The sequence below is a fragment of the Marinimicrobium hydrolyticum genome (assembly GCF_030848505.1).
Classification (GTDB): domain Bacteria; phylum Pseudomonadota; class Gammaproteobacteria; order Pseudomonadales; family Cellvibrionaceae; genus JAVDDU01.
The window spans coordinates 22,440-35,580 of sequence record NZ_JAVDDU010000002.1 but is presented as its reverse complement, the minus strand read 5'-3'; the positions used below and the strand labels follow the sequence as shown (position 1 = coordinate 35,580).

Here is a 13,141-nt window from a genome sequence, read left to right as displayed (position 1 = left end):
TCACCGCGGCTTTTTTTATGGCTTACCGGCGGAGCCGGTGCGTTGTGTTTTACTCTTCAGAAGACTCGTCACCTTCTTCGGTTTCTTCGTCTTCTTCAGTCTCCTCACTTTCTACCGTAAAGTTCAGTTCCGTTTCTGCGCCCGCTTCTACCGAAGCGTTGGCGGTGCCTACGAAGGTTAAGTCATCTTCCGCTTCCGGGTCGTCCAGACGGGCGTCACAGGTGTAGGACAGGGTGTAATCGCCTTCAGCCAAAAAGCCTACTTCGTACCGATACTCGTTCCCGTCATGATTAACCAGCGCGGTTATCAACGGATCATTGTCCGAGCCGCTGACATCACTGACGCTCGCATCGGCGCCGCTGAATACGTACACCGCGCCGGATTCGTTGGCGGGATCTTCACACCGGGCGGTGATTAATTCGGCGTCTACGGAGCCGGCAATGCTGCCGGATACCGTGTTATCAACCAAGCGTAACGCGGGTTTGAGCATGGCACCGCTAAGCCCCGGCGGCAGGACGATGGACTTGCGCAAGTCAAAATCGATGGTGAAATCCGCACTAGCGCCCGCATTGACGGCGAACCCGCTGACTAGCTTCAGACCGCTTTGGCTGCCACTGGGTACTCGAAGCTCCAACTGGTTACCCGTTTCCAACTCAATATAGGAATCCAAAACGCCGTCGTGCTCGGCATTCACGTGCAGCCGAATCCAGTTGTACTGGCCAGCGGGGACCTCTTCATTGGTCAGAAGGCTTTCGGAGGCCGAGCCCTGAAGGGCCAGCAGGTCAATGCTTTTGGGCTCATCAAACTCAAAAACAATGGCCTCGCCGTCCGCGGGCTTGATGGACACCCCGGTAAACTCCACCACGACGTGGGTGGCTGAATCGATGGGGGCATCGGTGACGGCCAGACTGAAATGGCCGGTTTCGCCGCTGGCGTTTCCGCTGGTAGAGCCACCACAGGCGACTAGGGTTCCGATGGAGGCCGCCAGTAACAATTTGGTGGTGTGTTTAGGAATAATTTTCATAATGCCGTACCTCTGTATTGATGATTCGTCGACCGTGAGTGTGTCGCCTGCACCGGACGTGGAAGACCGTTTTTCACTTGTATTTGACACTATAGTCCCAAATTAACCCTTGTAAAGCAAAAACGGGGTAAGGGATTGTTTAATGGCACGCTGTGACTCAAGTGAGCCACAGCGTGCAGTCAGCGATTATTGCAAGCCGATATTCAGTTCCAGCTCAATGTGTGCCTCCAGGCTCACGTTGGCGCTGTGTTCGAAGACGATGCCATCGTTACCGTACTCCGGGTCATCCAGGTCTGCCTGGCAGGTGAGGGCCAGGGTGTAGTCACCGGGTGCCAGGAAGCCCACCTCGTACTCAAAACCGCCATTGGCGGTGGCCTGTACCAGGGCAGACGTCAGGGGCTCGTTGTCGCTACCCAGTTCATCGGGTTGGGCGTCACTGCCCTCGAACACGTACACGGCGGCGTGGGTGCTGCAATGAGCGCCCGTGATTCGGCTCTCTTCCACTTCGCCGCGAATGTGTGTGGCGGAGGCTTTATCTACAATTCGCAACGCGGGGCGCAGGATGGCGGAGTGCATGCTGTGGTGATAATGCACGGATTTGCGCAGATCAAAGTCCACCACAAATTCATGACTCTCCCCGGCTTCCACGTGGAAGGGACCGTGCAGTTTCAACCCCGAAGCCCCGCCGCTGGGGATAAAGAGCTCAGCCTGAGTGCCGTCTTCATACTCAATGTAGGAGGTCAGTTCACCGTTGGCTTCGGCGGTGATCATCAACTGAATGTACTCATAAACGCCAGCGGCGAGGGTTTCGTGAGTAAAGAGCGATGCGCTGTTTTGACCCTGCAACGTCAGCAGATCCAAGCTTACAGGTTCATCAAACTCGATGATTTTGCGGCCAGAGTCGGAGCTACTGCCGACCACCACGCCGTCAAATTGAACAACCACCTTGTTGGCGCTGTCGACCGGCGCGTCGGTGATGTCCATGCTCATGGTGCCGCTGGAAGCTTCACTCTCGCTGGTGAAATTAAGCTCAGTCTCAGCATCGGCTTGTACAGAAACGTTGGTTTCGCCCACAAAGGTCAGGCTGTCGGCGTGTTCCGGGTCGTCCTTGTACGCGTCACAAGTGTACGCCAGGGTGTACTCGCCCTCAGCCAGAAAACCCACTTCGTAGCGGTACTCGCCGTCTTCATAATTTACCAGGGCTGTAGTGAGGGGGTCAGAGTCGCTACCGCGTACGTCGGATACACTGGCATCGGCTCCGCTAAACACATAGACCGCGCCGGCCTGATTGGCTGGATCTTCACAGTAAGCCGTGAGTAGCTCGCTCTCCACCTCGCCAGTCACAGTCCCGGACGTCGTGTTGTCTATCAACCGTAAGGCGGGTCTGAATAGCGCACCGTCCAAAATGTTAGTGGGGGGCAGGATTATGGACTTACGCAAGTCCACATCAACCGTGAAGTCGGCGTGGCCCCCAGCGTTGACGGTAAAGCCACTGACCAGTCTCAACCCACTCTGGGCCCCGCTGGGAATGCTCAGTTCCAAAACATTCCCGGTTTTAAGCTCCACGTAGGAATCCAAAACGCCGTCGTTTTCAGCGTTTACGTGCAGCTCAATCCACTCATAGTCCCCGGCGGGCACTTCCGCATTGGCCACCAGGTTCTGCGACGCCGAACCCTGCAGGGCGAGTAAATCAATGCTCATGGCCTGATCAAACTCGAACGTCACGACATCGCCGGCAGCAGGCTTAATGGATACGCCGGAAAACTCCACCACTACTTGGCTGGCGAGATCCACGGCGGCGTCGGTCACGTCAAGAGTAAAACTCCCTGTGTCGTTGCTGCTGTCTGTGTCGCTTCCCCGGTTCTCTTCGGCGGGATCGCTGCCACCACAGGCCACCAACGCTGCGCAGAATGCCGCCAGGACTAGTTGGGTCAGATACTTTCGGTATGTGGTCATGATTCACCTCACTGTGTTGCGTGTGTCTAAAGGCGCTGATTACGCCTACCTGAGCAAAGAGAATTCGAGTTAATCTCCTTTTTTGACACTATAGTCCCAAATATGGAGCGCAAAGAGTGAGGTGGTTCACATTTACAAAAGCCAATTTGACACTATAATCCCAATATGAGCGATGAAACCCAAAAAGCCCTCTTTCGGGCCCTATACAAAGTGCTGAGGCCGATGGTGCGCCTGTTGATGCGCCACGGCGTGTCCTACCGGCTGTTCGCGGACATTGCCCGGCATGCCTATGTGGACGTGGCGCGAGAGGACTTTTCACTGCCGGGGCGTAAACAGAGCCTTTCGCGCATGGCCGTGCTGACTGGGATCAATCGCAAAGATATCGCCAAGCTGTTGGAGCGCCCCCACCCGCTATCGGACGGGGCAAGCGAGCGACCGACAGCGGCAGCCCGGGTGATTACCGGCTGGTTGAATGATGTGCGCTTTCACAATGCACAAGGTGAGCCAGCGGAGCTGATCATTGATGATCAGGGCAATGGGGCGAGCTTTGGGCAACTGGTACGCGACTACAGCACCGACGTGCCTGTGCGCGCACTGCTGGATGAACTGGAGCGCATCCAGGCGGTAAGCAAGTCTGGCGATCGCGTCGCCTTAAAAGCACGCGGCTACATTCCCATGGAGGACATGCAAGAGAACGTGCGAATTTTTGGTACAGCAGCCGAGGATCTGCTGAGCACCATGGACCACAACATCTCCAAATCGGCACCCGGCCCCTTCATTCAACGCACAGTGTCTTACAGCCATATTCCCGTTGAATTGCTGGACCGTATTCGTCAGCGCAGCGCAGAAGAAGGGCAAACGTTTTTGTTAAAGGTCAACGATTGGTTGGCCGAGTACGACCGTGAATCCATGCCCGAACGCGAGGGCGCTGGTAAGGCTCGCGCCGGGATCGGCCTCTACTACTTTCAATATCCGGACACGGATGACTCTCAAGAGGACAACTCATGAAACTGATCAACTGCTGGCGCAAGGTTTGCGTCCTGACAATGGGTCTGACGCTCATTGGCTGCCTGGCGAATGAGGACGATCAGACGGCCGGCATCGAAGGCACGGGCAGCCCGGTAGCCTCGCGCGGAAGTGTCACGTCCTACGGCAGCATCTTGGTCAATGGTGAGCGCATTGATATCAGTAGCGCGCAGATCCACGCCAACGGCGAAACCGTCGTGGAAGAGGCTATCGAGCTGGGCATGGTGGTGCAGGTGGAAGCGGAGCGCGATGAACACGGCACAGTAGTGGCTCAGCGAGTGCTCTACAGCCGTGCGTTGCTGGGTACGGTGTCGGAAGTCGTGGATACTACGGCGACCCGCAAAGTATTGGCCGTCATGGGGCAAACTTTGGTCGTTCACGATGACACTCATTTCGCAGGCCTGACCTTCGAAGAGCTGGGTGAAGGAATCAGACTTGATGTCAGCGGTTTTGTGGACTCGGAAGGCCGTTTGGTCGCATCGCGCGTAGCGGCCGCCGCCGAAAACGCTGACGACGAAGTGAGTGGCGAAATTCAAAACCTGAACCGCGATAGCACACACTTCCAGTTGCGAGACGTGCAGGTTCAATACTCTGATGCCGTTTTTGAAGACGGCAGTTTGGACGACTTAAGTAATGGAGCAGTGGTACGCGTTCAGGGCGAAAGGAGTGGAGACGTTCTAAGCGCGATGCGGGTGCGCTTTGTCGCTGCCGAGTCAGCTCTGGAGGAAGGCACATGGATCTCCCTCGAGGGTATGGCGAAGAACGTGCAAGCGACCGGGCAGTTTGAACTGGACGGGCAAACCGTCGATGCCTCGGAGGCCGAACTCTCCGGCGGTACGGCGGAGCAACTGACCTCCGGTGTTCGGGTGGCCGTGTCTGGCGCTCTGGAAAATGGAATGCTCCAGGCTCAGCAAGTGCGCTTGCTGCTGCCGGGCCTATACCGAGCTCGTGCGTTGGTGGATGACGTGGACCCACAATCCAATACGGTGGTGATTATGGGCACCACTTACACCAGTACCGGACTTACCGCGTTTGAGGACTTAGGGCCGAACCCCAACCGCCTGATCAATATGAACGAACTGCGAGTGGGCGATTACGTGGAGGTGTTCGCCCGCTACGCCGGTGATCAACTGATCATCACTCGCGTCAAACGTTTGGATGCTGAGACTGGCGTGAATCTGCGAGGACCTGTGAGCCAAATCGACTTGGCTCAGAATCAGATCGTGGTTATGGGCGTGTCTGTGGATTTGCAGGGTGCGGTAGGGGCGGCGCTCATTGGTCAACTGACTGAAGGTGACATCGTTAAAGTGGCAGGCAGCGCCTCTGGCCAACGCCGTATTACCGCCAACCACCTTAACCTGCCCAACATACCCGACCTACCGGACTTGGGGGAGTGCCCCATTCTTGTCCCCGAATGTGAGGAGCTTCTTGATGCGGGGCGGCCTGGCGGGGTTGGGCACGGTGCCACGACTCGCCACTAAGACCCGGAACGAAGCAAAGCAATAAGCCCCGGAGCTGGCCACACCAACACGGGGCGAATCCGCTACAGCGGTCCTACTTCTCTTAGGTATCCGACTCGTCTTTCACCAGTCGGGACAAACGCTCCAGCTCGTCCGCCAGCGTATTGTTCGGCATATCCGCACCCGCTCGCCCATACCAATAACGGGCGTTTCCTATATCGCCTTCTTCACGGTGCAGGTACCCATGAATCAGACAGGACAGTTCATCGGAATGATCCTGCACCAATTCGTGCGCCCCGTCCCAATCGCCGCTACGGGCGAAATCCAGTGCTTGTATGTGTTTGTTGACCATAGATCCTCATTACGAAGTAAAAGGGAAATTTTAACAGAGAGGGAAATTTTAACAGAGAGTGACGTGGCCCGGCCCTGAGGGCTTGGAACCGATGGGTGTTTTCCAACTCCACTTTTACATGACACACTGGCTATGAATCCTAGCTTGGCCAGCAATCAACGCCAACAGTTCAAACGAGATCATTCCATGATTCCACTTTCCATTCTTGAGCTCGGCCGCGTGCGGGAAGGGGCGGACCGCCGCACAGCTCTGAATGAAGCCCGAACCTTGGCGCAACTTGCTGAGCGGTTGGGCTACCGTCGTGTGTGGGTGGCTGAGCACCATAATTTACCGGGCGTCACCACGGCGGCTACCGCTGTTGTTATCGCCCATATCGCGGCTGGCACCGAGCGTATCCGCGTAGGCGCTGGTGGAATTATGCTGCCAAACCATGCGCCCTATGTCATTGCAGAGCAGTTCGGCACCTTGGAGACACTCTTCCCCGGGCGTATTGATCTGGGGCTTGGCCGCGCACCGGGAACCGACCCTATAACGTTGCGAGCCTTGCGCCGGGATCCTGCTAATGCGGACAAGTTTCCTCAAGATGTACAGGAGTTACAGGCATACCTAGCACCCAAGAGCGCTAGCCAGCGTATAGAAGCCGTACCCGGCTCGGGCACTGAGGTGCCTCTTTGGATACTGGGCTCCAGCCTGTTTGGCGCACAACTGGCGGCAAACTTGGGGTTGCCGTATGGCTTTGCCTCCCATTTCGCCCCGCAAGCGCTTTACGATGCGCTTGAAATCTATCGAACAACGTTCCAGCCTTCGGTGCAGCAGGAAAGGCCTTATGCGTTAGTGGGGGTCAATGTAATTGCCGCCGAAACGGACGAAGAAGCGCACTATCTGGCAACCTCCCAGCAAATGTCCTTTGCCGATATCTTTCGCGGCGCGCGCGGCCTGATGCAGCCGCCTATTGACGATATCGAGTCCTATTGGACGCCCATGGAAAAGCTTCAAGCCGAGCAAATGTTGCGCTGCAGTGTCATCGGCAGCCGCGACACTGTGCGCAATGGATTGCACGAGCTCATCGAGCAAACGGGAGCCGATGAGTTAATGATCGTGTCCGACGTATTTGACCCCGCAAAACGGCTGCGCTCGGTGGAAATCATCGCCCAGGCCATGGCTGGAGACGGCTGAACCTGGACGTTCGCCATCGCTGCGGCGCCAACTTATGGTGTCAAAAACAGAGTGTTCATGACGCCATAGTCTTGATGTAGCGCACAGCAATGTCGTCTGCGTCGGTGGAATAGGCCCAATCAAGCTCCTTAAAGACCTCCAGTGTCCAGTCCATCTCGTAGGAGTACTTCTTTGGGATGGTGGCGGCAATGGCCTCCTTATTGGTGGAGGTTAGGGTAATGTGCTGGCTGATCAATCTATGCAAAAACCGGTCATTCGACGAAGTGGCCTCAATGTAGACTTGATCATGCCGCCAATAGCAATATTGTCGGCCACGCTTAGTGGCCCCGCCCAGACATCCGCAAGTGCACCATCCGCCGACTTGTCAACGCTGCAGCTGAGTCTAAAGCACACACTAAAGGAATGGTTAGCCTGGAGGAATCTGTGCTGCCGGGGACAAATTGATACGCGACCCGGGAGAGCCGAGCCACGGCTCGTCAAGCGCAGCTCGAAGCCAATTAGTGAGATTCAAAAGGGATCGGCAAAAAGCGCGCGATAAAATCAGCAAACGCGGGTGCCCAAGGCGAGCTGCGGCTTAAGTCAGTGCCATTCGAAACAGGCCCGACTACGCGATTCGCCGATAGTCGCTCGGGCTAAGGCCGGTGACGCGGGCAAACTCCCGGTGGAAGTGGGACTTGGTGCTAAATCCGGCTTCCACATAGACATCGGTCACAGCCATGCTTGGGCTTTCTTTGAGCAGGCTTTGCGCCCGCGCGACCCGCAAGTCATTGAGGTGGCGGGAAAAGTTAGCGCCGTAACAGCTGTTAATGGCCTGCGACAACAAACGCGAGGGCACTCCCAGCATGCGTGCGGCCCGGGCCAGGGTGACACTGTGCTCGCTAAGGTAAAGCTCGCGCTCTGAAATTAAATGCAGCCAGCGTTCAAAAACCGCTTTCAGCTCCGTCTCTGGCGCTTTAGGCTTTGCGGGCCAGGGCTTTAGCTGGTGCATCCACTCAAGCAACGGGGCGCGGGAAAGCACCAACAAGAGGGCAATGCAGTTGAATATGAAAAATAGCGTGACGCCAATCTTCAGTGACAGAGCGTCCCGCAGCGGTGTGCCAAGCGCCAGTTCGGCCGTTACGCCTATCTCAATGAATAAGTTGATTAGCATCATGGAGGCCAGCACCCGGAGCCAGCCTCGGGCGCTGTCAAAGTTGTGGATCCCGGTAAGTTTGGGTTCACTCCCCGTCAAAAGATGCCGCACCAAGGCCAACCAATACCCAGCAAAGCTGGCGATGATCAGCAAGTCCATTATGCGCCATAAACCGCTGGCAAGCGCCACAACCATGCAGGCAGGAGGCAATAGGTGTGGCCAATGGCGACCGTTTCGAAGAGCCACTGGATCAAGCACGCTCATATAGTAGGCGTACCAGGCAGGGCCAAGTGCCATGGCGCCGACTGCCCGAATGGTTCCCGCTTCCGGCCAAACGCTGGAAAGCAGCAGCGTGGCCAGCAGGCTCTGGAATCCATAAAGGAAATAGTTTGCGGCCAAAACCCGGGCACAGAGCGGGCTTTCAGCGCGAGTGGTTAGAAAACTTACGGCTACGAGCAGGCATAGCACGGTGCTCAGTCCGTAGATGGTAGCCAGCAATTTCATGTCCTCAATCGCGTTTTAGGACGCATCATACATCGATACGGGCCAGGATTGCGGGAACCAGATTATCTAAAAGGAGCTCGTACCGTGAAACTGCTACCCCTCTGCCTAATGAGTGTTTTCATATTGCTGCCATCCTGGAGCGCAGCAAATGTTTTAATCAAAGAAGTGCGCGTCGTATCGCCGGGAAAACCTGTCAGTGACGCGGTAGACGTCCTTATCGAGGGCGAAACCATCCGCGCCATCGGCGATCTTACGGCCCGCGGTGATCAGGTGCGAGTTGACCAAGTGATCGAAGGGAAGGGGCGCTTCCTGACGCCCGGGCTGATCGACAGTCACGTACACCTGCAAGGCGTGCCCGGGGAGTCACCGGCGATGCCGCAAGCAGTACGGGAAGAAGCGCTTAGCCAAATTCCTAGCAGCTACCTCTACTTTGGGTTCACCACGGTCCTAGATCTATTCAGCGGGGATTCGCTAATTGATGACTGGAACAAACAACCTTTAGCGCCCACGGCGTATCATTGCGCTGGCGCGCCGGTTCCAGGGGGCTATCCTCTGGCATGGATACCCCCGGAAGATCAACTACACACTCCCGCTGCCCACTATTATCTCTACGATCCGAATCAGCCGGAGCTGATGAAGGCCACCCCAGGTAGCGACGATCACAGACCACGGCCGTTGGTTGAGCGAATCGTGCGCACCGATGCCCGCTGCATCAAGATCTTTTACGAGACCGGTTTTGGTCGTCTCAAAAACCTACCGGTGCCGTCGCGAGATACTGTCCGTCAACTCGTGACGGCCGCCCATGCTCACCAGTTGCCCGTCTATCTCCACGGCAACAGCGAAGACGCCTACAAATTTGCCCTGCAAACCGGGATCGACATGGTAGTACACGGTCTTTGGCACGGCGAGCCGGACCAGGCCGCTCTTCTTGCCGAACAAGTCGCTGGCGCGAACCTTAAGGTGCAGCCCACCATGCAAGTCATTCGAGGCGAGCGGGACTTATTCGATCCAACGTTCTTCGAAAAACCTGAATTGGCCCAAGCCATGCCTCCCGCATTGATAGGCTGGTATCGCTCGAACGCAGGGCAGTGGTTCGCAAAAGAGGTGTCTCAGGGGCTGCCAGCGAAGGACGGGCACCATAGTCACGGCGCCGTTGAGGCCGCCTTCGCCAGGCCGTTTGAAGTGCTGGATCGGTTTACGGCTGAGCTCTTTAGGAAGGGCGGTGAAGTGGTATTCGGCTCGGACACCCCCAGTGGTCCCATTTATACGCAATTCCCCGGCCTAAACGGCTGGCGGGAGATGCAACTTTGGGTCGAAGCGGGAGCAACATCGGAGCAGCTGTTCAACGCACTGACCATCGGCAATGCGCGAGTGCTGAGGCTGGAAGAGGTTTTGGGGACCGTTGACGTCGGCAAACGTGCCGACTTGCTCCTGCTCGAGCGCAACCCCCGGGAAAGCGCATCAAACTGGGATTCCATTGAGTGGGTGATCGTGAAAGGTCGGCCGGTAAAGCGGGAGAGTCTTTCTGCGAAGCGGCTTGTCGACTAAAGCCACCGCCTGACTCTACAGCGCTAGTTTCGATAACTTGTGCCAAACTCGCGTTGCATTACGCGGTGTATCACCTGCCGGTTTTCAGGATGTATTACCCGACTACGTGTGATTACTGCTCGCCTCGCAGTGGCCAAAGTTGGTGTACCAATACACCTTAGTTTGGCCTAAACGGCCAATGTATAGTGTCACGAACACGCTGGCATGAAGACTTTTGATAATGGTGGGCCCGGACAGACTTGAACTGTCGACCTGCCGATTATGAGTCGGATGCTCTAACCAACTGAGCTACGGGCCCGCAGTGGCGGTGAACGCCAAATGGGAGAGAATTCTGCCAGACACTGGTCCGACGGAACGCAGGGCATTATAAAGATACGTCTCCACGATGGCTAGTGCGTCGAGTGGTCTAGAGTCAGCGTTCAGTCTGTGCTACAAATAGCAGAGCGAGTGGAAACCGGCGTTGTTTGCGCTGGTCCAACCTGTGCCGCACGAATTAAGGAGCGAGTCCGCCTGCTATTGTAGGTGTCATCCGTGTTTCGAACTAATAAGGGTGTAAGTATGGAAAATGAAGACCGGCAAGCCCCCAAACGCTCTCGGCCTCCCGTGGCCACCATTATCACTGTTGCGATTGTGGCGATTCTGTTAATAGGATTGGTCGTGTTTTTAGTCGGGCGCGGCGAAGTTCCTGAACCCGCGCCCTCGCCAGATCCTGCGTATCCTACCGTTCCCGACGAGCCTCCACCCACCCCTGAGCCTGAACCAGAGCCTGAACCGGCGCCCGAGCCAGCGCCTGAACCGGAGGAGCCTTTGCCGCCTCTGGATCAGAGTGATGATGCCGTGCGAGACAGTGCCAGCGAGATTGTGGACGACGAGGAGTTGGTTGGCTTACTGGTGGAGGATGAGATCATCCGCAAGTTCGTTCGCGCGGTGAACTCTGTGGACGAGGGTCGAATCGTGCACGAATACCGGCCCGTGGTTTCCCCGCGTCCGCCTTTGGCCGTTGAACGCGTAGGTGAAGCCACTACGGAAGCTGAGCAGCAATATCGACTGACGCGAGAAAACTACCGCCGTTACGACCCCTATGTGGCTCTGTTGACCAGTGCCGATCCGGCCACTTTGGCCCGTTGGTATCAGCGCTTTTTACCGCTAATGGAAACCGCCTATGCCGAGCATGGGGCGGAGAAAGCAAACTTTCACGAAGTGGTTCTGAACGCCATAGATGATGTCCTCGAAGCGCCAGATGCCAATCCTAATGCGATTTTGATTAGGCCGAAAGTTTTCTACGAATTCCGCGACGAAGACATGGAGGCTATGCCGGATTCCCATAAGCTTATGCAACGTATAGGTCCAGAGCACAGCCAGCGCGTTAAAGAAGTATTAGAAGGGTTGCGCGGAGAATTGCAGCGTATAACCCCTTAAACGTTTTAAGTATTTAGGAGATGTAAAAGCGGCCCACGCGGCCGCTTTTTTGTGTCTGGTCAGTCTTGATTGGAGCGTATTCAGCTTTCCACTTAAGGGCGTCAGCTAAGGGTGCGACGGGTGATTTTGGATAGCTTATTGATTGTCAATTAAACGTACCAACAGCGACTGTCCCGTCGATTGTTTTTGTTGTCTTGGTTCAGCCTTTCGGTCAGTACCTTTGCGGAAAGGGGGGGGGAAGTCTAAATGAGGGTTTTGCGAGGCACCCAAAATGGAGGGGGAGGCGGCTCTTAGCCAACGCTAGGGCCGCCCCTCTGTAGGACAGGTTACGCTTCTTCGGTAGTTTCGTCACCGGTAGTTTCTTCTTCACCCCCTTCTTCGCCGTCACCATTAAACAGCGAACTGCCGGAGCCGAAGTGGAACAAGGTTTCCTGACCGGCGGTTACTTCAGCGTTACCAACACCGTAAAAATCCAGCTCATCAGCGGCTTCTGGATCGTCGTTTACAGCATCGCAGGTGTAAGCAACCGTGTACTCACCTGCAGGCAGAAAGCCGGCTTCATAGTAGTAAACGTCGTCCTCGAAAACCACAAGGGCCGTGGTGAGCGGATCGGTATCTTCGTTGCGAACATCCATCGGCGTCACATCGGCTCCTTCGTAAATGTACACCGCCCCCAGGCTGACATCTGGGTTTTCGCACACAGTACTGATTAGAAGATCGTCAACGGTACAAGCGATACTGCCTGCTTGCTGTGTGTGCACCAAGCGTAGGCTGGGCCGCAGGAGGGCGTCAGTTTCTCCTTCTGGAAGTATCAGTGACCGGCGCAAGTCCAAATCGACGGTGAAGTCCGTGTGCTCATCGGCAACCACAGTAAACGCTTGCGTAATGTTTAGCTGGTTTTCTTCCTCCAGGCCGAGTTCGAGCTGAGTACCGTCATTCATCTCAACGTAGGAGTCCAGCACGCCATCGTGACTGGCGTTTACATGGATGTGTATGGATTCATAGTCGCCGGGGGGCACGTTCTCTTCGTTGAGCAAGTGTTCGGATTGGGTGCCCTGCAAAGCCAAAAGGTCGATGGTTCGGTTTTCTTCGAACATGAACTCTACCGGATCACCTTCGGCCGGATGCAGAGTGACACCGCTAAAAGCGACATATACGTGAGAGGCGTGGTCGATAGGCGCATCGGTGATGGCCAGGCTAAAGGTACCGCTCGGCTGGGCATCGTCACCGTTGCCGTCATCATCCCCATTGCTATCGTCGTTGCCGTTGTCACCCGTATCACCGGTATCACCAGTGTCGTCGGTATCACCGGTATCGCCATTGTTGTCGCCGGTATTGTCGACGCCGGGATTGGTGCCGCCAGTGAAGGGTGTACCGTTGCTGCTTCCACCACAAGCAGCTAGGCTCACCACGGAGAAGGTAAAGAACAATTGAAACAGAAGTCTTTTTAGAGAACGCATATGACACCTCGCTGAGTCCGTTTAGCTCCGCCCTCCAGGCGGTGCACTGTATCCATAGTCGGGTCTATACATGGCTGCATCATG

Annotated in this window: 11 protein-coding genes and 1 tRNA gene; 5 read left to right on the top strand and 7 right to left on the bottom strand. The window is 56.1% G+C overall.

What is annotated here, in order from left to right; all coding sequences use genetic code 11:
* Nucleotides 1–49: 49 nt before the first annotated feature.
* Together RBH33_RS03515 and RBH33_RS03510 are read right to left on the bottom strand one after the other, a co-directional pair.
* Complete coding sequence (locus tag RBH33_RS03515; protein ID WP_306730750.1) at nucleotides 50–1,024, bottom strand: DUF4382 domain-containing protein; 975 nt, start codon at nucleotides 1,022–1,024, stop codon at nucleotides 50–52.
* A gap of 186 nt (nucleotides 1,025–1,210) precedes the next feature.
* The gene (locus RBH33_RS03510) at nucleotides 1,211–2,980 is read right to left on the bottom strand and encodes a DUF4382 domain-containing protein (RefSeq protein WP_306730749.1); all 1,770 of its coding nucleotides are present in this window, start codon (nucleotides 2,978–2,980) and stop codon (nucleotides 1,211–1,213) included.
* Between the two features lie 165 nt (nucleotides 2,981–3,145).
* On the opposite strand from RBH33_RS03510, the gene RBH33_RS03505 reads away from it, so the two are divergent.
* A complete protein-coding gene (locus RBH33_RS03505; protein WP_306730748.1) occupies nucleotides 3,146–3,988 on the top strand; it encodes a DUF6502 family protein in 843 nt (280 codons plus the stop codon).
* The gene (locus RBH33_RS03500; RefSeq protein WP_306730747.1) at nucleotides 3,985–5,487 is read left to right on the top strand and encodes a DUF5666 domain-containing protein; all 1,503 of its coding nucleotides are present in this window, start codon (nucleotides 3,985–3,987) and stop codon (nucleotides 5,485–5,487) included. The genes RBH33_RS03505 and RBH33_RS03500 overlap by 4 nt, the downstream gene beginning before the upstream one ends.
* 82 nt (nucleotides 5,488–5,569) lie before the next feature.
* Here RBH33_RS03500 and RBH33_RS03495 read toward each other — a convergent pair whose 3' ends face one another.
* Complete coding sequence (locus RBH33_RS03495; protein WP_306730746.1) at nucleotides 5,570–5,818, bottom strand: hypothetical protein; 249 nt, start codon at nucleotides 5,816–5,818, stop codon at nucleotides 5,570–5,572.
* A 186-nt stretch (nucleotides 5,819–6,004) separates the two neighbouring features.
* Between RBH33_RS03495 and RBH33_RS03490 the strand changes: the two genes are divergently transcribed.
* Nucleotides 6,005–6,994, top strand: coding sequence for an LLM class flavin-dependent oxidoreductase (locus RBH33_RS03490; RefSeq protein ID WP_306730745.1), 990 nt, complete (start codon nucleotides 6,005–6,007; stop codon nucleotides 6,992–6,994).
* A gap of 55 nt (nucleotides 6,995–7,049) precedes the next feature.
* Here the strand turns inward: RBH33_RS03490 and RBH33_RS03485 are convergent, their stop codons facing one another.
* Together RBH33_RS03485 and RBH33_RS03480 are read right to left on the bottom strand one after the other, a co-directional pair.
* A complete protein-coding gene (locus tag RBH33_RS03485; RefSeq protein ID WP_306730744.1) occupies nucleotides 7,050–7,238 on the bottom strand; it encodes a hypothetical protein in 189 nt (62 codons plus the stop codon).
* A 360-nt stretch (nucleotides 7,239–7,598) separates the two neighbouring features.
* On the bottom strand, nucleotides 7,599–8,630 hold the full coding sequence (locus RBH33_RS03480) for an AraC family transcriptional regulator (RefSeq protein WP_306730743.1): 1,032 nt from the start codon (nucleotides 8,628–8,630) through the stop codon (nucleotides 7,599–7,601).
* 84 nt (nucleotides 8,631–8,714) lie between these two features.
* Here RBH33_RS03480 and RBH33_RS03475 point away from each other — a divergent pair, with 84 nt between their 5' ends.
* Nucleotides 8,715–10,178 (top strand): amidohydrolase family protein, encoded by a 1,464-nt coding sequence (locus RBH33_RS03475; RefSeq protein ID WP_306730742.1) that lies wholly within the window; start codon nucleotides 8,715–8,717, stop codon nucleotides 10,176–10,178.
* Between the two features lie 221 nt (nucleotides 10,179–10,399).
* Here RBH33_RS03475 and RBH33_RS03470 read toward each other — a convergent pair.
* Nucleotides 10,400–10,476, bottom strand: a tRNA-Ile gene (locus tag RBH33_RS03470).
* Between the two features lie 260 nt (nucleotides 10,477–10,736).
* On the opposite strand from RBH33_RS03470, the gene RBH33_RS03465 reads away from it, so the two are divergent.
* On the top strand, nucleotides 10,737–11,597 hold the full coding sequence (locus RBH33_RS03465) for a DUF3014 domain-containing protein (RefSeq protein ID WP_306730741.1): 861 nt from the start codon (nucleotides 10,737–10,739) through the stop codon (nucleotides 11,595–11,597).
* A gap of 326 nt (nucleotides 11,598–11,923) precedes the next feature.
* Here the strand turns inward: RBH33_RS03465 and RBH33_RS03460 are convergent, their stop codons facing one another.
* Nucleotides 11,924–13,057, bottom strand: coding sequence for a DUF4382 domain-containing protein (locus RBH33_RS03460; protein ID WP_306730740.1), 1,134 nt, complete (start codon nucleotides 13,055–13,057; stop codon nucleotides 11,924–11,926).
* Between the last annotated feature and the right edge of the window lie 84 nt (nucleotides 13,058–13,141).

Bases quoted from the DNA above. Each gene is read 5' to 3' on its own strand.
- RBH33_RS03495 (WP_306730746.1), bottom strand. From the start codon at position 5,818: ATGGTCAACAAACACATACAAGCACTGGATTTCGCCCGTAGCGGCGAT.
- RBH33_RS03465 (WP_306730741.1), top strand. From the start codon at position 10,737: ATGGAAAATGAAGACCGGCAAGCCCCCAAACGCTCTCGGCCTCCCGTG.
- RBH33_RS03490 (WP_306730745.1), top strand. From the start codon at position 6,005: ATGATTCCACTTTCCATTCTTGAGCTCGGCCGCGTGCGGGAAGGGGCG.
- RBH33_RS03460 (WP_306730740.1), bottom strand. From the start codon at position 13,057: ATGCGTTCTCTAAAAAGACTTCTGTTTCAATTGTTCTTTACCTTCTCC.
- RBH33_RS03505 (WP_306730748.1), top strand. From the start codon at position 3,146: ATGAGCGATGAAACCCAAAAAGCCCTCTTTCGGGCCCTATACAAAGTG.
- RBH33_RS03480 (WP_306730743.1), bottom strand. From the start codon at position 8,630: ATGAAATTGCTGGCTACCATCTACGGACTGAGCACCGTGCTATGCCTG.
- RBH33_RS03500 (WP_306730747.1), top strand. From the start codon at position 3,985: ATGAAACTGATCAACTGCTGGCGCAAGGTTTGCGTCCTGACAATGGGT.
- RBH33_RS03510 (WP_306730749.1), bottom strand. From the start codon at position 2,980: ATGACCACATACCGAAAGTATCTGACCCAACTAGTCCTGGCGGCATTC.
- RBH33_RS03515 (WP_306730750.1), bottom strand. From the start codon at position 1,024: ATGAAAATTATTCCTAAACACACCACCAAATTGTTACTGGCGGCCTCC.